Consider the following 20,786-nt stretch of genomic DNA (forward strand, 5'->3'; position numbering starts at 1 on the left):
CCCCGGCGGCCTCGGGCGTTCGGTCAGCCGAAGCGGCCCGAGATGTAGTCCTCGGTGGACTTCTCGCGCGGGGTCGAGAACATCGTGGCCGTCGAGTCCACCTCGATGAGGCGACCGGGCATCCCGGTGCCCGCGATGTTGAAGAACGCCGTGCGGTCCGAGACGCGCGCCGCCTGCTGCATGTTGTGGGTCACGATCACGATCGTGTAGTCGGCCTTGAGCTCCGAGATCAGGTCCTCGATCGCGAGCGTCGAGATCGGGTCGAGCGCCGAGCAGGGCTCGTCCATGAGGAGCACCTGCGGCTTCACGGCGATCGCGCGCGCGATGCACAGCCGCTGCTGCTGGCCGCCCGAGAGGGACGAGCCGGGCCGGTCGAGCCGGTCCTTGACCTCGTTCCAGAGGTTCGCCCCCCGGAGCGAGCGCTCGAGGACGTCCTGCGCGTCGCCCTTCGAGATGCGCCGGTTGTTGAGCCGGATCCCGGCGAGCACGTTCTCGGCGATCGACATCGTCGGAAAGGGGTTGGGTCGCTGGAACACCATGCCGACGGAGCGGCGTACCGCGACCGGGTCGACGCCCTCGCCGTAGAGGTCGACGCCGTCCATCGCGACGGTGCCGTCCACGCGGGCGCCGGGGACGACCTCGTGCATGCGGTTGAGCGTCCGCAGGAAGGTCGACTTCCCGCATCCCGACGGGCCGATGAAGGCCGTCACGGAGCTCGGCTCGATGTCGACGGAGACGTCGGCGACCGCGAGGAAGTCGCCGTAGTAGATGTTGAGGTCCTTCACGTCGATGCGCTTGGCCACGAGGTGTCCTTTGTCTGTCGGCGGAGCGTGTCGCCGCCGGCGGGCGGCCGGGGGTGAGCCGGTCGCCGGCGTCAGCGGGTCTTGGGGGCGAAGAAGCGGGTCAGGAGGCGGCCGGCGAGGTTGAGCAGCATCACGAGCGCGATCAGCACGAGCGCCGCCGCCCAGGCCCGGTCGTAGTTGATCGTCGCGATGCAGTCGACGGCGTCCGGTGCGCAGGGGACGAGCCCCTGGCTGTACTGCCGGTACACGTAGACCGGGAGGGTCATCATGCGGCCCTCGAACACGTTGAAGTTGATCGAGTCGAGCACGCCGACGGTGATCAGCAGCGGCGCGGTCTCGCCGATCACACGAGCGATCGCCAGCATGATGCCGGTCCCGAGCCCCGCGACGGACGTGCGCAGCACGACCTTGACGATCGTGAGCCACTTGGGCACACCGAGCGCGTACGAGGCCTCGCGCAGCTCGTTCGGCACGAGCCGCAGCATCTCCTCGCACGACCGGACGACGACCGGGATCATCAGCACCGAGAGCGCCACCGCGCCCACCGCGCCGAACCGCACGCCCGGCCCGAAGATCAGCGCGAACAGCGCGTACGCGAAGAGCCCGGCGACGATCGACGGGATGCCGGTCATGACGTCGACGAAGAAGGTCACCGACCGTGCGAGCGCGCCGCGCCCGTACTCGACCAGGTAGATCGCCGTGAAGAGGCCGACCGGCACGGAGATGAGCGTCGCCAGCCCCGTGATCAGCAGCGTGCCGATGATGGCGTGGTAGATGCCGCCCGCGTCCATCCCGCCGAAGACACCGCGCATCGAGACCGTGAGGAAGTACGGCGAGAGCCGCTCGATCCCGTTCACGACCACGGTCCACGTCAGCGACACCAGCGGCACGAGCGCCACGAGGAAGGACGCCACGATCAGCCCGGTCATGACGCGGTCGGTCCGCCGGCGGCTCTTGTCCGTGCCCGCGAGCATCGCGCGGGTGTCGGCGTGCGGGTCGAGCGTGGGTGGCGGCGTCGGGCCGCTGCCGGGGGCGCCGGCCGCGCCGGGCGTGAGAGTCGTCATGTCAGTTGGCCCCCGAGAAGTCCTTGCGGCGCGCCACGATCGCGCGGGCGGCCATGTTCACCACGAGGGTGATGACGAAGAGCGCGAGGCCGGTCGCGATGAGGACGCTCACGCCCTCGGTGTTGGCCTCGGGGAACTGCAGCGCGATGTTCGCCGCGATCGTCTGGTGCTTGCCCGCGAGCAGCAGGGCGAACGAGTAGGTGGCGCCCGGCGACAGGATCATCAGCACGGCCATCGTCTCGCCGAGGGCGCGGCCGAGTCCGAGCATCGCGGCCGAGATGATCCCCGGCCGGCCGAAGGGCAGGACGGCGAGCCGCACCATCTCCCAGCGCGTCGCACCCATCGCGAGGGCCGCCTCCTCATGGAGCCGCGGCGCCTGCAGGAAGACCTCGCGGCAGACGGCGGTGATGATCGGGAGGATCATCACCGCGAGCACGATCGCGACGGTGAGGATGACGCGCGGGGGGTCGGACGCGGGCCCCGCGAAGAGCGGGATGAACCCGAGCGTGTCGCTCAGCCACCGCCACACGGGGAAGAGCAGCGGCACGAGCCACAGGGCGCCCCAGAGGCCGTAGACGACGCTCGGGATCGCGGCGAGCAGGTCGATGAGGTAACCGAGCCCGTTCGCCAGCCGGCGCGGCGCGTAGTGCGAGATGAACAGCGCGATCCCGACCGACAGCGGCACGGCGATCACGAGCGCGAGGGCCGCGGCCAGCAGCGTGCCGAAGACGAGCGGTCCGACGAACTCCAGCAGGTTCTCGCCGTCGGGCAGCCAGCTGACGGCCTCGGAGAGCTCCTGCGCGTTCGCCGTCAGCGCGGGCCAGGCCCGCAGCACGAGGAAGAGGGCGACCGCGGCGAGCACCAGCAGGATCAGGACCCCCGCGGAGGTCGCCGTCCACGCGAAGGCGCTGTTCGCCAGGTCGCCCGTGTGGCGGGAGGTCCGGCGCGGCGTCGCGGGAGACGTCGGGGGCGGTGACGTCTCCGGCGCCGACGTGCGGCTCGTGCTGCTCGTCACAGGTGCTCCGGGGGAAGTGTGGTGGGGCAGGGCCTGCGGGCCACGCGCTCCGAGGCTACGGCCCTGAGGGGTCGGACGGCGAGACGCCGACGCGCCGCGGTGGCCGGCTCTCCGTCAGGGGAGCCGGCCACCGGGGGTTGCGAGAGCTCAGGCGCCCGCGGTGATCGACTCGAGAGCCGCCTCGACGTCGGCGCGCAGCTCGTCGGAGATCGGCGCGGAGCCGGCCGCGGTGGCCGCGGCCTCCTGGCCCTCCTCGCTCGCGACGTAGCCGAGGAACGCCTTGACGAGCTCGGCGTCGGCCTCGTCCTCGTACGACGTGCAGGCGAGCGAGTACGAGATCAGCACGAGCGGGTAGGCGCCCGCGGCGGTCGTCGTGCGGTCGAGCTCCACGACGATGTCGTGCTCGTAGCGGCCCTCGACGCGCGGCGAGGCGTCGACGACGGCGGCCGCAGCCTCGGGCGAGTACCCGACCCACTGGTCGCCGACCTTGATCTTCGCGGTGCCCAGCGAGCCGGCCTTCGACGCGTCGGCGTAGCCGATCGTGCCGTTGCCGCCCTGGATCGTCTGGACGACGCCCGAGGTGCCCTGGGCGGACTGGCCACCCGAGACCGGCCAGTCACCGCTCGCCTCGTACGGCCAGGCGGGCCCGGCCGTCGCCGCGAGGTACTCGGTGAAGTTCTCCGTGGTGCCCGACTCGTCCGAGCGGTTGACCGGCGTGATCGGCAGGTCGGGCAGGCTCACGCCCGGGTTGTCCGCGGCGATCTCCGGGGCGCTCCAGGTCGTGATCTTCCGGTCGAAGATGCCTGCCATGACCGACGGGGACAGGTTGAGCTCGTCGACGCCCTCGAGGTTGTAGACGACCGCGATCGGGCTGATGTAGAGGGGCAGGTCGATGGCCTGGCCGCCGACGCAGCGCTCCTCGGACTGCGCGAGCTCGTCGTCCTTGAGCGCCGCGTCCGAACCGGCGAACTGCACGCCACCCTCGAGGAACTGGGTGCGCCCACCGCCCGAGCCGACCGGGTCGTAGTTGATGTTCACGCCCTGGTTGGCGGACTGGAACCCGGCGCGCCAGGCCTCCATGGCGGACTCCTGCGAGCTCGCGCCGGCGCCGTCGAGAGCGCCACTGAGCTCCGAACCCGCGGTGTCGTCCCCGCCTGCTGTCGGGTCGGCAGCACCCGTGGGGTTGTCCGAACCGCACGCCGCGAGCGAGATGGCGAGAGCGCCCGTCAGGGCGATCGCCCCGACGCGGCGGTGGAGGGAGAGCTTCACAGTGTTCCGTCCTGTCGTTCGTGGCGCCGCGCACGGGTCGTCCGCGGCCGGGTCCGAGGGTAGGGAGCCGAGGTGACGCGCCGCCCGGACGAAGGTGAACTCCGGATGAACGCCGGCAGACGACTTCCGTCGGCGAGTGCGACGCAGGTCACGCCCGGTCCGGACTCGTGACCGTGCCCGGATCAGGGGCTCACGTCGTCGGCGAGCTTGTAGCCGAGACCGCGCACCGTGAGCAGCAGCCGCGGGCTGCCGGGGTCGATCTCGATCTTGGACCGGAGCCGCTTGACGTGCACGTCGAGGGTCTTCGTGTCGCCGACGTAGTCCGACCCCCAGACGCGGTCGATGAGCTGGCTGCGCGTCAGCACCCGCCCGGGGTTCCGGAGCAGCATCTCGAGCAGCTCGAACTCCTTGAGCGGGAGCGCGATCGGCTCGCCGTCGACCTCGACCGTGTGCCGGTCGACGTCCATCCGCACGCGGCCGAGCCCGAGCGCGCCGTCGTCGGGCTCGACGTCGTCGTCCGCGCTGCGGCCCCGCCGGAGCACCGCCCGGACCCGGGCGAGCAGCTCGCGGTACGAGTACGGCTTGGTCACGTAGTCGTCGGCGCCGAGCTCCAGGCCGACGACCTTGTCGATCTCGCTGTCCTTCGCGGTCAGCATGATGACCGGGACGTCGCCGCGGGCGCGCAGCTGGCGGCAGACCTCCGTCCCGGACATCCCGGGCAGCATGAGGTCGAGCAGCACGAGGTCCGCCCCACCCTGGTCGAACTCTGCCAGCCCGTCGGGCCCGGTGGCCGCGGTCGCCACCTCGAAGCCGTCCTTGGTCAGCTGGTAGGACAACGGGTCGCGGTAGGACTCCTCGTCCTCCACGAGCAGGATGCGCGTCACGCACCCACCTCCTGGGTCGTCGGTGCGGGGGACCCGGGCGGGAGGTCCGCGGCCGGGATTCGAAGCGTGAAGGTCGAGCCGCGCCCGGGCTGCGACCAGATGACGACGTCGCCGCCGTGGTCGGCCGCGACGTGCTTGACGATGCTCAGCCCGAGGCCGGTGCCGCCCGTGTCGCGCGAGCGCGCGGGGTCGACCCGGTAGAAGCGCTCGAACACGCGCTGCTGCTCGTCGGGCGCGATGCCGATCCCCTGGTCGACGACGGCGATCTCGACCATGTCGTCCCGCCGCCGCACGCCCACGCCGACGTGCGTGCCGCGACCCGAGTACGACACCGCGTTGTCGAGCAGGTTGCGGACGGCCGTGACGAGCAGCGCGTGGTCGCCGTAGACGGTCGTGCCGGTCTCGCCACCGGCGTCGATGGTGATCTGCTTGGCCGCCGCGGTCGTGCGCGCCCGGTCCACCGACTCGGCCAGGACCCGGTCGATGTCGACCGGCGCCAGGGCGCTCAGCGCACCGGCGACCTGGAGCCGCGAGAGCTCGATGATCTCGTGGACGAGCGCGGACAGGCGCGCGGACTCCCGCTGCATGCGACCGGCGAAGCGGCGCACCGCCTCCGGGTCGTCCGCCGCCGCCTCGACGGTCTCGGCGAGCAGCGACAGCGCACCCACGGGCGTCTTGAGCTCGTGCGACACGTTGACGACGAAATCCCGCCGGATCGCCTCGAGCCGCCGCGCCTCGGTCCGGTCCTCCGCGAGCACCAGCAGGCGGTGCGGTCCGACGTGCGCGATGCGCACCTGGATCAGGATCGTCGCCGCTCCCGCCGGCCCGCGCGGCAGCTCGAGCTCCTCGTCACGGATCTCGCCGGTGCGGCGGACCTCGGCGATGAGGTCGCGGATGGCGGGCGGGACGATGCGCCCCTCCCGCACGACGCCGAAGACGTACGCGGGCGGGCTCGCGCGCAGCACGTGGTCCTCGTCGTCGAGCACGACCGCGGCCTGCCGGAGGACGGCGAGCACGCGCACGAGCCCCTCGTCGAGCAGCGGCTCGGGCTGCGGCGGGAGGCGGTGCTGGACCCGCTCGCTGTAGCGGAAGGCGAGCCCGGCGGCGAGCCCGACGAGCAGGCCGAGCAGCCCCGCGACCACGATCTCCACGCCGTTCACCTGGCCAGACTACGGTTGACCCGAGACCGCTCGACGACGAGACGGACCCGTGAGGCGGGCACGGCACCCGATGTTCACCTGCGGTCGGTCCGACGTTCATCGCCGCCTGTGAGGGTGGGCCGCCACACCGGGAAGAGGGAGACATGCGGGAGATCTTCGAAGCCGAGCTGCACCAGCTCGGCACGGACCTGACCACGATGAGCCAGCAGGTCGAGGTGGCCATCCGCGACGCCGGCAGAGCGCTGCAGACGGCCGACCTCCAGCTCGCGGAGTCGGTCATCGTCGCGGACGAGGCGATCGACGCGCTCGAGCGCGAGCTCGACACGCGGTGCGTGCACCTGCTCGCGCAGCAGGCGCCGGTCGCGGGCGACCTGCGGGTCGTCGTCACGTCGCTGCGCATGAGCGCGACCCTCGAGCGGATGGGCGATCTCGCGCGACACATCGCGCAGGTGTCCCGCCGGGGCTACCCGCGCGTCGCGATCCCGCAGGCCGTCTCGGGCACCTTCGCGGAGATGAACGACGCGGCCGTGCGGGTCGCGGAGCGCACCACGCAGCTGCTCCGGACGCGCGACCTCGACCTCGCGACCAGCATCGAGCACGACGACGAGATCATCGACCGGCTCCACGAGGAGACGTTCACGGCGATCCTCGGCGGCAACTGGAACGGCACGCCGCAGGAGACCGTCGACACCACGCTGCTGAGCCGGTACTACGAGCGGTTCGGCGACCACGGCGTCTCGATCGCGCGCCGCATGGTGTTCCTGGTCACCGGCGGGCACATCGCCGGCGCCCACACCACGGCCTGACCGGCGTCGAGTGCGACGTTCCCGCGCCCCATCGCTGCCATGACCGGGGCAACGTCGCACTCGGGGTCCGGTGGGTGTCGCCGCCGAGAGGGCACCGGCGACGACGGCGCGCCCCCGGTGAGGAGGCGCGCCGTCGTCGGTGGTGCGGTTCGTCCGCGTCAGCGGCCCTGGTTGGCGACGGCCGCGATCGCGGCGGCCGCGGCGTCGGCGTCGAGGTACTTCCCCCCGGGGACGGTCGGCCTCAGGTCCTCGCCGAGCTCGTAGACGAGCGGGATGCCGGTCGGCACGTTGAGGCCCGCGATCGTGTCGTCGTCGATCCCGTCGAGGTGCTTGATGATCGCGCGCAGGGAGTTCCCGTGCGCGGCGACCAGGACCGTCTTGCCGGCCCGCAGGTCCGGGACCACCTCGGCGTCCCAGTACGGCAGCGCGCGCTCGAGGACGTCCTTGAGGCACTCGGTGCGGGGGATCGGCTCGCCGGTGTAGCGCGGGTCGGCGTCCTGCGAGAACTCCGAGCCGAGCTCGATCTCGGGCGGCGGCGTGTCGTACGAGCGGCGCCAGAGCATGAACTGCTCCTCGCCGAACTCGTCGCGGATCTGCTTCTTGTCCTTGCCCTGGAGCGCGCCGTAGTGCCGCTCGTTGAGCCGCCAGTGCCGCTTGACGGGGATCCAGTGCCGGTCGGCCGCGTCGAGCGCGAGGTTCGCCGTCGTGATGGCGCGGCGCAGGAGCGAGGTGTGCACGACGTCGGGCAGGAGCCCCGCGTCGGTCAGCAGCGTGCCGCCGCGGACGGCCTCCGCGGTGCCCTTCTCGGACAGCGGGACGTCGACCCAGCCGGTGAACAGGTTCTTGGCGTTCCACGTGCTCTCGCCGTGGCGGAGCAGGATCAGGGTGTAGGTCATGGCGTTCATCCTGCCGCACGACGCCCGGTACGGTGCGGTTCAGCCGTGGCGGCGCTGACCCGCGAGCGCGTAGGCCTTGAGCACCTGCTCGGCGGCCGGGCCCCATCCGAGCCGCGTCCCCGCGCGCCGGGCGCCGCCAGCCAGACCCGCGCGCGCGACGTCGTCCCCGAGGAGGTCCGCGAGCGCGTCCGCCCAGTGCGCCGGGTCGTGCGACGGGACGAGGCGGCCGGTCACGCCGTCCTGCACGACCGTGCGCAGGCCGCCGACGGCGGCTGCCAGGACGGGCGTCCCGCTCGCCTGCGCCTCGGCCGCAACGAGCCCGAACGACTCGGTGCGCGACGGCATCGCGACGACGTCGACCGCGCGGTACCAGTCCGCGAGCTCGCTGCGCGGCAGGGGCGGTCGAAGCACCACGTGCTCCCCCACGCCGCTCGAGGCGGCGAGCGCCTCGAGCTCGCGCACCGCGGTCGGGCGCCCGCTCGGCCCGCCGAGGACGACGAGCAGCGGTACCGGGCGGCCGGTGGCCGCGAGGACCCCGAGCGCCCGCACGAGGACGTCGGGCGCCTTGAGCGCCTGCACGCGGCCGGCGAACAGCACGACGGGGCGGTCCGCGGGGAGGCCGAGCCGGGACCGCACCACGGCGCGCGCCCCCGGAACGGCCGGCAACGGGCGGAAGAGGTCGAGGTCCACCCCCGGCGCGACGACGTGCACGGCCGCCGGATCGGCGTCGTACAGGCCGACCAGGTCCGCCGCCTCCTGCGCGGTGCTCGCGACGAGGGCGTCCGCGGCCGCCACGACCTGCTCCTCGCCGATGACGCGCCCGAACGGCTCGGGGGTGTCACCCGGCGCGAGCGAGGCGTTCTTGACCTTGGCGAGCGTGTGCATGGTGTGGACGAGCGGGACGTCCCAGCGGTCGGCCGCGAGCCACCCGACCTGGCCGGAGAGCCAGTAGTGCGAGTGCACGACGTCGTACCAGCCCTCCGAGCGGCCGGCCTCGGTGCGCAGCACACCCGCAGCGAACGCACAGAGCTGGCCGGGCAGGTCGTTCTTGTCGAGGCCCTCGAACGGCCCCGCCGGGACGTGCCGCACGAGCACGCGCGGGTCGCCCTCGTCGAGCTCGACGACGTCGGCCTGGCGCGACGACGTGGCTCGCGTGAAGATCTCGACGCGCGCCCCGCGGCGGGCGAGCGCGCGCGAGAGGTCGGTGACGTACACGTTCATGCCGCCCGCGTCACCGACGCCCGGCTGGTCGAGGGGCGACGTGTGCACGGAGAGCATGGCCACGCGGGGCTGCTCGATGCTCACGGTGCTCCAGGCGAGGACGGGCGCTCGCGGCTGCGGCGCGGGAGGACGGGTCTGGTCCTAGTGTCGGTCACCGGCCGGGCGGGTCGCACATCGAGGCGCGACGTCGGAACGATCCACGACGTCGGAACGATCCACCAGGCGCGTCGCACGCTCGCGCCTCGTGCGCATGCATTGACGCCCTCGTTCACCTGCGGGGCGTGTCCGTGAACCCGTCGTCCGTGGGGACGAGAGGACACCCCCTCGACGGCGGAGCGCCCGCATTCCGAGTTCCCCCGGAATGCGGGCGCTTCGTGAGCGGGCGCCGCGAGCCTCGCACGGGCTGCGCCGCCCGGCGCTCGCCGAATCTCAGTGCGCGGCCTCGTAGGCGGCCTTGACGTCGGCCGAGATGCGACCCCGCTCGGAGACATTGTGGCCGTTCGCGCGGGCCCACTCACGGATCGCCGTCGCATCGCTCGAGCCGCTCGACCGGCGCGCGCTGCCACCGGAGCCGCGTGCCTGCCGCGCACCGGAACGGCCGCTCACCTTGCGGGCGTGGCCGACCCACCTGCCGAACGAGTCGCGAAGCTCCGAGGCGTGCGCCGCGGTGAGGTCGATCTCGTAGGAGACGCCGTCGAGAGAAAAGGTGACGGTCTCGTCGGCTGCGACGCCATCGATATCGTCGACCAGAAGAACCTGGACCTTCTGAGCCATGGGATTGCCTCGGATTCAGCGTGGGAGGAGATCGGGTGCTGAAATCATGGCACCAGATGAATCATGCGTCAAAGGCTGGCCCGCCACCGCTGCGAGTCGCGCGAAGATATGACTCGACGGGTGACGGGTGTTACTGGCTCGGCATTCCGCGCACACCACCCAGCGGTTGCCGGACGGCTTTACTGGTGCGACGATTCCGCCGCGTCGCGCTCCTGGGCGTCGAGACGCGCGAGGGCCGCCCGCTCGTTGCGGTCGGCATTCACGACCGCGCGCATCGCGAGATAGAAGAGGAACCCGACCCCGGCCGAGGGGACCAGGGCGGCGATGCCGGCGAGCACGGGATTCACACGCCTACTGTACGTCGGCGCTCGGGCCGGTGGCGGCCGAATCAGGCGAGGGGCTTGACCAGGGGAAAGAGGATCGTCTCGCGCACGCCGAGCCCGGTGAGGGCCATGAGCAGGCGGTCGATGCCCATCCCCATGCCACCTGCGGGCGGCATGGCGTACTCCATCGCGGTGAGGAAGTCCTCGTCCAGGGCCATGGCCTCGTCGTCCCCGGCCGCGGCGAGCAGGGCCTGCGCCTCGAACCGCTGCCGCTGGATCACGGGGTCGACGAGCTCGGAGTACGCCGTCGCGAGCTCGAACCCGCGCACGTACAGGTCCCACTTCTCGACCTGACCGGGCTCGGTGCGGTGGTCCCGCGTGAGGGGCGACGTCTCGACCGGGTAGTTGCGCACGAACGTCGGCGCGTACAGGTGGTCACCGACGAGGTGCTCCCAGACCTCCTCGACCAGCTTGCCGTGGTTGACCTTCGCGGGGTCGACGGCGATGCCGAGCCGGTCGGCGTGCGCGCTGAGCTCCGCCACCGACGTCGAGGCGGTGATCTCCTCGCCGAGCGCGTCCGAGAGGGAGTCGTACAGGCGCAGGGTCGTCCACTCGCCGCCCAGCTCGTACGGCTCACCGTTCGGGAGGGTCACGCTCGTCGTGCCCAGCACGTCGAGCGCCGCGCGCTGCACCAGGTCCTGGGTGAGGGTCGCCATCGTGTCGTAGTCGCCGTACGCCTCGTACGCCTCGAGCGAGGCGAACTCGGGCGAGTGCGTCGAGTCGACGCCCTCGTTCCGGAAGTTGCGGTTGATCTCGTAGACCCGCTCGACCCCGCCGACCACCGCGCGCTTGAGGAACAGCTCGGGCGCGATGCGCAGGTAGAGCTCGAGGTCGAACGCGTTCATGTGGGTCGTGAACGGGCGGGCCGACGCCCCGCCGTGGATCGTCTGGAGCATCGGCGTCTCGACCTCGAGGTAGTCGCGTCGGTGCAGGTTCTCGCGGATCGAGCGCACGACGCCGGCCCGCAGCCGGACCATGTCGCGGGCCGCCGGGCGGGCGATGAGGTCGACGTACCGCTGCCGGACGCGCGCCTCCTCCGACAGGTCCTTGTGCAGCACCGGCAGGGGGCGCAGGGCCTTCGCCGCGAGCTGCCAGTCGTCGGCCATCACGGAGAGCTCACCGCGCCGCGAGCTGATGACGCGGCCGTGCGCGTAGAGGTGGTCGCCGAGGTCGACGTCGGCCTTGAACCGTGCGAGCGACTCCTCGCCCACCGCCGCCTGGCTCAGCATGACCTGGAGCCGGGACCCCTCGCCCTCCTGCAGGGTGACGAAGCAGAGCTTGCCGGTGTTGCGCAGGAACACGACGCGGCCGGCGACGCCGACGACGTCGTCGGTCTCCTGACCCGCCTCGAGCTCGGGGTGCGCCGCGCGGACCTCGGCGATGCCGTGCGTGCGCGGGACCGAGACGGGGTACGCCTCGCCGCCCGCGGCCAGGATCCGCTCGCGCTTCTCCCGGCGGACCCGCATCTGCTCGGGCAGGTCGTCGGCGGCCGGGGCCGCCCCGGCCGGCCCCGTGGGAGCGGCGACGGCCGACCGGTCACCGCCCGAGGCAGCGGTGGTTGCGGCGTCGGCGGTGGGGACGGTGGGGACGGTGGGGTCGGACGAGGTCACCGCGTGATCCTACCGACCGGCTCGCGCCCGTCCCTGGCGCCGCCGACGTCACGACCGCGCGACGAGGTCCAGCGCGAGGTCGAGGATCGGCGAGGAGTGCGTGAGCCCGCCGACCGACAGGTAGTCCACCCCCGTGGCCGCGACCTGCGCGGCGCGGTCGAGCGTGAGGTTGCCGGTCGCCTCGAGCTCGACCGGGCCGGTCTCGGCCTCCCGCGCCCGCACCGCCGCGACCACCTCGCGCAGCACGGGCACGGGCATGTTGTCGAGCAGCAGGAACCGCGCCCCGGCGTCGAGCGCCTCGAGCGCCTGCTCGCGGGTGTCGGCCTCGACCTGCACGACGACGTCCGGGAAGCGGGTGCGCACCGCCGTCACCGCGGCGCTCACCGAGCCGGCGGCGACGACGTGGTTGTCCTTGACCATCGCGACGTCGTAGAGCCCCATGCGCTTGTTGGTGCCGCCGCCGCAGCGCACGGCGTACTTCTCGAGCGCGCGCAGGCCCGGGGTCGTCTTGCGCGTGTCGAGCACCTTCGCGCCGGAGCCGGCGAGCGCCTCGGCCCAGCGGCGCGTGTGCGTCGCGACCCCGGACGCCCGGCTCGCGAGGTTGAGGACCGTGCGCTCGGCCACGAGCAGCACCTGGACCCGGCCACGGACGACGGCGAGGACGTCGCCGCGAGCCACGGCTGCGCCGTCGGGCACGTGGAGGTCGACCTCCGCCCGGGGCAGGCCGAGCCGGTCCGCGACCTGGTCGAGCACCTCGGCGACCGCGACGAGGCCCGCGACCACGCCCGCCTGCCGCGCGACGAGGTGCGCCGCGCCGGTCTCGTCGGGCGAGACCGTGGCCTGCGTCGTGACGTCGCGCCCGGGCGCCGGCCCGAGGTCCTCGTCGAGGGCGCGGGCCACGACACCGGCGAGCCAGCCGTGGTCGAGCGGCTCGAGGGCGGGCGCGGGACGGGCGGCGGGGCGGACTGTCACGCGGTCACGGTAGCGGCGGGCAGGAGCACGCCTGACCTGCCGATGTCGAGCGCGTTGGTCACGAGCACCTCCCCTTCCCGCGCGCCTGCTCCGGCTGCCACCCTCGAGCATGGTTCCCGACGACGCCCCGCCCGCACCGGCAGCGCCCCGTCCGCGTGGCGGGCCGCTCGACACCGACGCACTCCTGCGCGAGGCGGCGGACGCCGCGCTCGCGTACGCGGCCTCGGTCGACGGCCGGCGCGTCGCTCCGGACGCCGACGCGGTCGCCGCGCTCACGGCGTTCGACGCGCCCCTCTCCGACGCGGGTACCGACGCGGCGGACACGCTGCGGCTGCTGCGCGACGTCGGCGGCCCCGCGACGGTCGCGAGCACCGGGCCGCGGTACTTCGGCTTCGTCACGGGCGGAACCCAGCCGGCCGCCCTCGGAGCCGCCTGGCTCGCGGCGGCCTGGGACCAGAACGCCGCGCTCCCCGTCATGTCTCCCGTGGCGGCACGTCTGCACGACGTCGTGCGTGGGTGGCTCGTCGACCTGCTGGGGATGCCGGACGGCACCGCCGTCGCGTTCGTCACCGGCGCCACCGTCGCCAACGCGACCGGGCTGGCCGCCGCGCGCGACGCGCTGCTCGCCCGGGCGGGGTGGGACGCCCAGGCGGACGGGCTCTTCGGCGCGCCCGCGATCGACGTCGTCGTCGGGGAGCGTGCGCACTCGACGCTGTCGAAGTCGCTCGGCCTCGTGGGGCTCGGCCGCTCGCGCGTGACTGTCGTCCCCGCGGACGACCAGGGTCGGATGCGCGCGGAGCTGCTGCCCGAGCTGCTCCCCGAGCGGGCCGGGCCCGGGCCGGTGCTGGTCTGCGCGCAGGCCGGCGAGGTCAACACGGGCGCCTTCGACCCGTTCGACCGGCTCGCGGACTGGGTCGCCGCGCGCGGCGGCTGGCTCCACGTCGACGGCGCCTTCGGGCTCTGGGCGATGGCCGACCCGACCCGACGGGACCTGGTGCGCGGCCTCGAGCGCGCCGACTCGTGGGCGACCGACGCGCACAAGTGGCTCAACGTGACCTACGACAGCGGGATCGCGTTCGTCCGCGAGCCGGCCGACCTGCGCCGCACGTTCGCCGCCGTGGCCGGCTACCTGCCGTCCGACGTCGGCTTCGAGGCCATGCACCACACGCCGCAGTCGTCGCAGCGGGCACGCCAGGTCGAGGTGTGGTCGGTGCTGCGGACGCTCGGCCGGCGCGGGATCGCGGACCTGGTCCAGCGCGCGTGCGACGCAGCGGTGCTGATCGCCGACCGGCTGCGGGCGGGGGGCCTCGAGGTCCTCAACGACGTGGTGCTCAACCAGGTCCTCGTGCGGTGCGACGACGGCCCGACGACGCAGGCGCTCGTCGCCGCGGTCCAGGCGGACGGCCGGATCTGGGTCGGCCCGACGTCGTGGGACGGCGCGGCGGCCATGCGCATCAGCGTCTCGTCGTGGAAGACCGACCTCGACGACGCCGCGTTCGCCGCCGAGGTGATCCTCGGCTGCGCGAACCGGGTCCGCGCGACGAGGTGAACCCTGCGACACACTGGCCGCAGTGACGGACCGGCCGCAGTGACGGACCGGCCGCGGTGACGGACCGGCGGCGAAGGCGAGACCGGTGTCCCGCAGCCTGGGTCGCCGCCGTCGTGCTCCGATGCCACAGTGGTCGGGAAGCTCTGCCGATGATCGCGGACGGTGGGTACCGGAGGGCAGCATCATGGACCGCGCCGGGCATGCGCGGGCCGACGACGACGCGGGGGCGGTCGACCCGACGACGCCCGGCTCCGAGCACCTCCCCGAGGCCCGCGACCGCGAGGAGGCGCCGCGTGCCCGGCCCTGGCGCGGCCGGATCCTCTTCTTCGTCGGACTCATGCTGCTGGCGCTGTCCCTCCGTCACGCCGTCACGGGAGTCGCGCCCCTGCTGACCCGCATCGAGCAGGAGATCGGTCTCGACACGTTCGGCGCCACGATCCTGGGGATGCTGCCGACGATCGCGTTCGGTCTGGCGGGGTTCGTCGCGCCGGGGTTCGTCCGTCGCTACGGTCCTACGCGGGTCGCCGTCGTCGCGATGCTCGTGGGTGCCGCCGGCACCGTGGTGCGTGTGCTGGGGAACTCCGACCTGGCGTTCCTGGCCTTCGGGTTCGTCGCGCTCTTCGCGATGGGTGTGGGCAACGTCGTGGGCCCACCGCTGGTCAAGCAGTGGTTCGGTGACCGGCAGGCCACGGCGATGTCCGTGCTGACGCTGCTCACCCAGGCAGGGGCGACCATCCCTGCACTGCTCGCGGTCCCCGTCGCGAACAGCCTGGGGTGGCGCTTCTCGGTCGGTTCCTGGGGCGGGCTCATGGTGCTCGCCGCGCTGCCCTGGATCGCCGCTGCGGTGCAGGAGCGCAACCGCGCCGCCGACCCCGCTGCCGCCGCGACACAGGAGTCGCCGAAGGTCGGCATACGGACGCTGCTGACCAATCCGACGTCCCTCGGCGGGGCGATCTTCTACAGCATGGCCGCGCTCAACACGTACGCGATGCTCGCCTGGATGCCCGTGATGTTCCAGGACCTCGGCGCCACCGAGGCGCAGGCCGCGGGCACGTACTCGATCTTCACGTTCCTGACCCTGCCCATGGCACTGGTCACCCCGATCATCACGTCCCGGCTGCGCAGGCCGTTCGTGATCGGCCTGCTGTTCCCTGTCGTCCTGGCCGTCGGGTACCTGGGGATCATCGCCGCGCCTTCGGCGGGGGTCCTGTGGGCGTTCGTCCTGGGCGTCTCGGGCGGCGCGTTCCCGTTCGCCATGGTCATGTTCAACCTCCGCACCCGGACGCCGGAGGGCTCCGCGGTCGTCACCGGCTTCAGCCTCGGCGTCGGTTACGCCGTCGGAACCGTCGGCCCGTTCCTCGGTGGGCTGCTCTCGAGCGCCACCGGCGGATGGACCGTCCCCCTCCTCGTCTTCGTCGCCTCCGCGGCCGTCATGGTCGTGGGCGCGTGGCTGCTCACCCGCGACCGCCTCTTCGAGGACGGCGCGACCTTGCCCAACGACCGGACCACCGAAGGAGAAGCATCGTGACCCAGCATGTCCTGATCACAGCCGGTGCAGGCGGCATCGGCCGCGCCATCGCCCAGGCCTTCGTGGCCGACGGCGCCCGCGTGCACGTCGCGGACATCGCCGACGACGCCGTCGCGGAGGTGGTCGCGAGCTCCGACTCCGTCACCGGGTCCGTGACGGACGTGAGTGACGAGGGCGCCGTCGACCGCCTCTTCGAGGACGTCCGCCGCGACCTCGGCGGGCTCGACGTGCTCGTCAACAACGCCGGGATCGGAGGGCCGACCACGCCCGCTCATGAGCTTCCCTTCGAGGACTGGCGCGCCGTCGTCGACGTCAACCTGCACGGCACCTTCCTCGTCACCCAGCGCGCCATCCCGCTGCTCAAGGAGTCCGACGCCGGCTCGATCATCACCATGTCGTCCCTCGCGGGCCGGTTCGGGTACCCGAACCGCATCGCGTACGCGGCGACCAAGTGGGCCCTGGTCGGCTTCGCCAAGACCCTCGCGATGGAGCTGGGCGAGTTCGGCATCACGTCGAACACGATCCACCCCGGCGCGGTGGCCGGGGACCGCATCGACCGCGTCCTCGCCGGCCGCGCCGAGGCGACCGGGCGGCCGCTCGACGACGTCAGGACCGAAGCCCTCGGGAACCAGTCGATCAAGCAGTTCATCGACGCCGCGGACATCGCCGCCCTGGTGCTGTTCCTCACCGGCCCCCACGGCCGGACCATCAGCGGCCAGATGCTCCCCATGGACGGCGACTCCAAGTCCACGCAGTAGCCGTCCGGCAGCTGGTCGTCCCCGATCCGACCCCGGCGGGGGACGAGGCGCTCGACAGGTCAGCCGAGCGGCGCGCGCTCCGTCCTGAGCCCGCCGTCCGCCGTGAGGGACGACTCGAGCCGCACCCGCCACGCCTCGTCGGGCACCGGGAAGTCCGCCCGGAAGTGCCCGCCGCGGCTCTCGGTCCGGAGCAGGGCGGTCGCCGTGAGCACGGTCGCGGCCTGGTGGAGGTTCGTCGTCTCCCACTCCGCGGACTGCGGCGCGGCGACCACGCCGGCCGCCCGGTGCGCGTCCGTCCGCACCGCGGCGAGCTCGACCTGTGCGGTGGCCAGTCCCTCCGCGGTCCGCACGACGCCCGGCCCCGACGACGCCGCCCGCTGGATCCGTGAGCGTGCGGCCGCCGCGACGAGCGCATCACCGCCGGGCCGCTCGACCGGGTCGCGGTGCGGCAGCTCGCCTGTGGCGACGCGCGACGCGATGTCGCGCGCCGCGCGCTGCGCGAACACGAGGCCCTCGACGAGCGAGTTCGACGCCAGCCGGTTGGCGCCGTGCACCCCCGTGCACGCCACCTCGCCCGCTGCGTACAGCCCGCTCAGCGTCGAGCGACCGGACAGGTCCGTCACGACGCCGCCCGAGTGGTAGTGCTGCGCCGGCGCCACGGGCACGACGTCGGTCGTGAGGTCGATGCCGTGCTCGAGGAGCCGGTCGTGGATCGTGGGGAACCGCGCCCGCAGGAAGTCGGCACCGAGGTGGCGGGCGTCGAGGAGCACGTGGTCGGCCCCTGTCTGCGCCATCCGCCCGACGATCGCGTGCGCCACCACGTCGCGCGGCGCGAGCTCCGCCATCGGGTGCACCCCCGGCATGAACCGCACGCCGTCGGTGTCGAGCAGGTACGCGCCCTCGCCCCGCACCGCCTCGGAGACGAGCGTGAGCTGGCCCAGCACGCCCGACCCGAGCCACAGCACCGTGGGGTGGAACTGGACGAACTCGACGTCCCCCACGCGGGCCCCGGCGCGCAGCGCGGCCGCGATCCCGTCGGCCGTGGCCTGGACCGGGTTGGTCGACGACCGGAACACCTGCCCGATGCCGCCCGTGGCCAGCACGACCGCGCGCCCCAGCGCCGCGCCGACCCCGTCGCGCGACCCCTCGCCGATCACGTGGAGCGTCACCCCGCACGCCGCACCCGGACGCCCGTCGGGACCCGGGGCGCTCGTGAGGACGTCGAGCACCAGCGCGTGCTCGATGACCTCGATGCCCGGGTCGGTGCGCACGGCCTCGAGCTGCGCGACGAGGGCGCGCGAGATCTCGGCGCCCGTCGCGTCGCCACCCGCGTGCACGATGCGGTCGGCGTGGTGCCCGCCCTCGCGGGTCAGCGCGAGGTCGCCCGCGGCGTCGAGATCGAAGACGGCGCCCCGGGTGACCAGCTCCCGCACGCGCGCCGGACCCTCGGTGACCAGCACCTCGACCGCCCGCGGGTCGCACAGCCCGGCACCCGCGACGAGCGTGTCCGCCAGGTGCGCGGCCGGCGAGTCCTCGGGGTGGAGCGCGGCCGCGACGCCGCCCTGCGCCCACACGGTCGAGCCGGACGCGAGCGCGCCCTTGGTCACGAGCAGCACGCGCGGGACGCGGTTCCGCAGCTCGAGCGCCGCGCTGAGCCCCGCGATCCCCGAGCCGACGACGACGACGTCGGCCTCGGTCGTCCACCCCGGCGCCGGGGCCGCGAGCCGTCGTGCGAGGCGGGTCACCGCCGGGACCCGTGGAGGGGCAGCCCGCTCGGGCGCAGGCCGCCGTGCAGGTCCGCGGCGGCGTCGGGCACCTGACCGGGATCGTCCGAGAGCTCGACGACCCGGTTCTGCTCGTCGACGAACACCACGCTCGGCGCGTAGGTGCGGGCCTCGGCGTCGTCCATCGACCCGTAGGCGATGAGGATGACGACGTCGCCGGGGTGCACGAGGTGCGCGGCCGCGCCGTTGATGCAGATCTGGCCGGAGCCGGGCTCGCCCGCGATCACGTAGGTCGTGAGCCGGGCGCCGTTCGTCACGTCGACGACGTCGACCTGCTCGCCCGGGAGCAGGTCCGCGGCGGCGAGCAGCGTGGAGTCGACGGTCACCGAGCCGACGTAGTGCAGGTCGGCCTGCGTCACGGTCGCCCGGTGGATCTTCGACGTCATCATGGTGCGACGTCGCGAGGTCATCGGGTCGCCTCCCCGCCGAGGGTGAGCGGCACGTTGTCGATGAGGCGGGTGGCGCCGACCCGGGCGGCGACCGCGAGGACCGCCGGTCCCCGGTAGCCGGCCGGTACCTCCTCGGCCGTCGCGGGGTCGACGAGCGCGAGGTAGTCGAGCACGACGTCGGCCCCGTCGAGCGCTGCCCGGGCGGCCGTGCGCGCGGACTCGGCGTCGCCGTCGTGCCCGGTGAGGGCGTCTGTTCCCGCTCGCAGCGCGCGCGGCAGGACGAGCGCACGCTCGCGCTCGGCCGGCGAGAGGTAGGCGTTGCGCGAGGACATCGCGAGCCCGTCGGCGTCGCGCACCGTCGGCGCGACGTCGACCACGACCGGGACGTCGAGGTCCCGGACCATCCGCCGGACGGCCATGACCTGCTGCGCGTCCTTCTGGCCGAAGATCGCGACCTCCGGGGCGACGAGGTGCAGGAGCTTGAGGACGACCGTGAGGACGCCGTCGAGGTGGCCGGGGCGCGCCTCGCCCTCGAGCACGTCGCCGATCCGCCCGGCGGTCACGCGCACCACCGGGTCGCCGTCGGGGTACACGACCTCGGGTCCGGGCGCGAAGACGACGTCCGCGCCGGCGCCCGCGAGCAGCCGCAGGTCGCCCGCGAGGTCGCGCGGGTAGCGCTCGAGGTCCTCGCCCGGCCCGAACTGCAGCGGGTTGACGAAGATCGTCACGACGACCTGCTCGGCGAGCTCACGCGCGCGCCGCACGAGCGAGAGGTGGCCCTCGTGCAGCGCGCCCATCGTCATGACGACGGCACGCGCGTGCGGTCCGCCGGCCGCGGCTGGATGCCTCGCGAGCGCCGTCCGCAGCTCGTCCCGGGTCCGGACGAGCCGAGGGTCGGACGGGGTCATGCGGGCTCCTCGGGGGATCCGGGTGCGGGCGGCTCAGACGGGTCGGGCGGGTCGGGCGGCGCGGGGCGCGCCGGGGGGTCGGGCGGCGGTGTCCGGTCGGGCGGCGGTGCCGGGTCGGCGAGGGCGTCGAGGAGTGCCTGGGCGGCGTCCTCCCGCAGCCGGCCGGCCGCGAGCGCCCGCTGCGTCCCGGCGCGCGCGAGCGCACGGTAGGTGCCGGGCACGTCGAACGCCCCCTCGCGTGCCGCGAGCTCGGTCAGCACCGCGAGGTGCTCCCGCACCGTGCCGACGTCACCCCGCGCCACGGGTCCGGTCAGCCCGGCGATCGCGCCCTGTCCCGCGTGGGCGACCTGCCCGTCCTCGGCACGCAGCGCGCCGTCGAGCGCGGCCGTCAGCAGCGGCGTCAGCATGCGCCCCGGCTGCTCGACGCCGGCGGCCGCGAGCGCCTGCGCCGCCTGCGCGACGAGCACCACGAGGTGGTTCGCGCCGTGCGCGAGGGCCGCGTGGTAGAGCGGCCGCACCTCCTCGGCCAGCACGACCGGCTCGCCGCCGAGCTCGACGACGAGCGCCTGCCCGATCGGCAGGACCGGGCCCGGTCCGGTCACCGCGAAGCAGCAGCCCTCGAGCCGCGCGAGGTCCAGCGAGGTGCCCGTGAACGTCATCGCCGGGTGGACGGCGAGCGGGATCGCGCCGGCGGCGCGCGCCGGCGCGAGCACCCCTGTCCCGTACCGGCCCGACGTGTGCACCACGATCTGCCCCGGCTGCCACGCCCCCACCGAGGCGAGGCCGGCGACCAGGGGCTCGAGGGCGTCGTCGGGCACGGTGAGCAGGACGAGCTCGGCGCGCTCGACCACCGCGGGCACCTCGAGCAGCGGGACGCCGGGCAGCAGCGCGTCGACCCGGTCGCGCGAGGCGGCGGAGATCCCGCTCGCGGCCACCACGGGGTGCCCGACGGCGCGCAGCGCGTTCGCGAGCACCGCGCCCACGCGGCCCGCACCCACGACGCCGACGCCGAG

Annotated in this window: 20 protein-coding genes; 4 read left to right on the forward strand and 16 right to left on the reverse strand. The window is 73.8% G+C overall.

Annotated features, from left to right (window positions below; genetic code table 11):
* Positions 1-23: 23 nt before the first annotated feature.
* The 6 genes from pstB to HIR71_RS08935 all read right to left on the reverse strand — a co-directional run bounded on the left by pstB (position 24) and on the right by HIR71_RS08935 (position 6,195).
* A complete protein-coding gene (gene pstB, locus HIR71_RS08910) occupies positions 24-803 on the reverse strand; it encodes a phosphate ABC transporter ATP-binding protein PstB (protein ID WP_169324709.1) in 780 nt (259 codons plus the stop codon).
* A gap of 71 nt (positions 804-874) precedes the next feature.
* Positions 875-1,777: a phosphate ABC transporter permease PstA gene (pstA, locus tag HIR71_RS08915; protein ID WP_249051720.1), complete on the reverse strand. Its 903-nt coding sequence runs from the start codon at positions 1,775-1,777 to the stop codon at positions 875-877.
* 91 nt (positions 1,778-1,868) lie between these two features.
* On the reverse strand, positions 1,869-2,882 hold the full coding sequence (gene pstC / locus HIR71_RS08920) for a phosphate ABC transporter permease subunit PstC (RefSeq protein WP_169324711.1): 1,014 nt from the start codon (positions 2,880-2,882) through the stop codon (positions 1,869-1,871).
* Positions 2,883-3,029: 147 nt separating this feature from the next.
* Complete coding sequence (locus HIR71_RS08925; RefSeq protein WP_169324712.1) at positions 3,030-4,151, reverse strand: phosphate ABC transporter substrate-binding protein PstS; 1,122 nt, start codon at positions 4,149-4,151, stop codon at positions 3,030-3,032.
* A 182-nt stretch (positions 4,152-4,333) separates the two neighbouring features.
* On the reverse strand, positions 4,334-5,035 hold the full coding sequence (locus HIR71_RS08930; RefSeq protein ID WP_169324713.1) for a response regulator transcription factor: 702 nt from the start codon (positions 5,033-5,035) through the stop codon (positions 4,334-4,336).
* The gene (locus HIR71_RS08935) at positions 5,032-6,195 is read right to left on the reverse strand and encodes a sensor histidine kinase (protein WP_169324714.1); all 1,164 of its coding nucleotides are present in this window, start codon (positions 6,193-6,195) and stop codon (positions 5,032-5,034) included. The genes HIR71_RS08930 and HIR71_RS08935 overlap by 4 nt, the downstream gene beginning before the upstream one ends.
* Positions 6,196-6,338: 143 nt before the next feature.
* Here HIR71_RS08935 and phoU point away from each other — a divergent pair, with 143 nt between their 5' ends.
* A complete protein-coding gene (phoU, locus tag HIR71_RS08940) occupies positions 6,339-7,001 on the forward strand; it encodes a phosphate signaling complex protein PhoU (RefSeq protein WP_169324715.1) in 663 nt (220 codons plus the stop codon).
* Between the two features lie 158 nt (positions 7,002-7,159).
* Here the strand turns inward: phoU and HIR71_RS08945 are convergent, their stop codons facing one another.
* The 6 genes from HIR71_RS08945 to nadC all read right to left on the reverse strand — a co-directional run bounded on the left by HIR71_RS08945 (position 7,160) and on the right by nadC (position 12,785).
* The gene (locus HIR71_RS08945) at positions 7,160-7,897 is read right to left on the reverse strand and encodes a phosphoglyceromutase (RefSeq protein WP_169324716.1); all 738 of its coding nucleotides are present in this window, start codon (positions 7,895-7,897) and stop codon (positions 7,160-7,162) included.
* 39 nt (positions 7,898-7,936) lie between these two features.
* Complete coding sequence (gene mshA, locus HIR71_RS08950; protein ID WP_169324766.1) at positions 7,937-9,175, reverse strand: D-inositol-3-phosphate glycosyltransferase; 1,239 nt, start codon at positions 9,173-9,175, stop codon at positions 7,937-7,939.
* Positions 9,176-9,547: 372 nt separating this feature from the next.
* Positions 9,548-9,892: a histone-like nucleoid-structuring protein Lsr2 gene (locus HIR71_RS08955; RefSeq protein ID WP_169324717.1), complete on the reverse strand. Its 345-nt coding sequence runs from the start codon at positions 9,890-9,892 to the stop codon at positions 9,548-9,550.
* A 179-nt stretch (positions 9,893-10,071) separates the two neighbouring features.
* Positions 10,072-10,239, reverse strand: a complete 168-nt coding sequence (locus HIR71_RS08960) for a hypothetical protein (RefSeq protein ID WP_169324718.1) — start codon at positions 10,237-10,239, stop codon at positions 10,072-10,074.
* Between the two features lie 41 nt (positions 10,240-10,280).
* On the reverse strand, positions 10,281-11,741 hold the full coding sequence (lysS, locus tag HIR71_RS08965) for a lysine--tRNA ligase (protein ID WP_169324767.1): 1,461 nt from the start codon (positions 11,739-11,741) through the stop codon (positions 10,281-10,283).
* Between the two features lie 192 nt (positions 11,742-11,933).
* On the reverse strand, positions 11,934-12,785 hold the full coding sequence (gene nadC / locus HIR71_RS08970; protein ID WP_396031303.1) for a carboxylating nicotinate-nucleotide diphosphorylase: 852 nt from the start codon (positions 12,783-12,785) through the stop codon (positions 11,934-11,936).
* A 181-nt stretch (positions 12,786-12,966) separates the two neighbouring features.
* On the opposite strand from nadC, the gene HIR71_RS08975 reads away from it, so the two are divergent.
* The 3 genes from HIR71_RS08975 (at position 12,967) to HIR71_RS08985 (ending at position 16,692) form a co-directional block, all read left to right on the forward strand.
* A complete protein-coding gene (locus HIR71_RS08975) occupies positions 12,967-14,406 on the forward strand; it encodes a pyridoxal phosphate-dependent decarboxylase family protein (RefSeq protein ID WP_169324720.1) in 1,440 nt (479 codons plus the stop codon).
* A gap of 184 nt (positions 14,407-14,590) precedes the next feature.
* The gene (locus HIR71_RS16850) at positions 14,591-15,934 is read left to right on the forward strand and encodes an MFS transporter (RefSeq protein ID WP_169324721.1); all 1,344 of its coding nucleotides are present in this window, start codon (positions 14,591-14,593) and stop codon (positions 15,932-15,934) included.
* Complete coding sequence (locus tag HIR71_RS08985; protein WP_311836194.1) at positions 15,931-16,692, forward strand: SDR family oxidoreductase; 762 nt, start codon at positions 15,931-15,933, stop codon at positions 16,690-16,692. Before HIR71_RS16850 ends, HIR71_RS08985 begins: the two co-directional genes overlap by 4 nt.
* A 59-nt stretch (positions 16,693-16,751) precedes the next feature.
* Here HIR71_RS08985 and HIR71_RS08990 read toward each other — a convergent pair whose 3' ends face one another.
* The 4 genes from HIR71_RS08990 to HIR71_RS09005 are packed head-to-tail and all read right to left on the reverse strand — an operon-like array spanning position 16,752 to position 20,771.
* Complete coding sequence (locus tag HIR71_RS08990) at positions 16,752-18,437, reverse strand: L-aspartate oxidase (RefSeq protein ID WP_169324722.1); 1,686 nt, start codon at positions 18,435-18,437, stop codon at positions 16,752-16,754.
* Positions 18,434-18,886: an aspartate 1-decarboxylase gene (panD, locus tag HIR71_RS08995; RefSeq protein ID WP_169324723.1), complete on the reverse strand. Its 453-nt coding sequence runs from the start codon at positions 18,884-18,886 to the stop codon at positions 18,434-18,436. Before panD ends, HIR71_RS08990 begins: the two co-directional genes overlap by 4 nt.
* The gene (panC, locus tag HIR71_RS09000) at positions 18,883-19,773 is read right to left on the reverse strand and encodes a pantoate--beta-alanine ligase (RefSeq protein WP_169324724.1); all 891 of its coding nucleotides are present in this window, start codon (positions 19,771-19,773) and stop codon (positions 18,883-18,885) included. The genes panD and panC overlap by 4 nt, the downstream gene beginning before the upstream one ends.
* Positions 19,770-20,771 (reverse strand): Rossmann-like and DUF2520 domain-containing protein, encoded by a 1,002-nt coding sequence (locus HIR71_RS09005; protein WP_396031305.1) that lies wholly within the window; start codon positions 20,769-20,771, stop codon positions 19,770-19,772. Before HIR71_RS09005 ends, panC begins: the two co-directional genes overlap by 4 nt.
* Between the last annotated feature and the right edge of the window lie 15 nt (positions 20,772-20,786).

This window comes from Cellulomonas fimi, from assembly GCF_012952065.1.
GTDB lineage: Bacteria > Actinomycetota > Actinomycetes > Actinomycetales > Cellulomonadaceae > Pengzhenrongella > Pengzhenrongella fimi_A.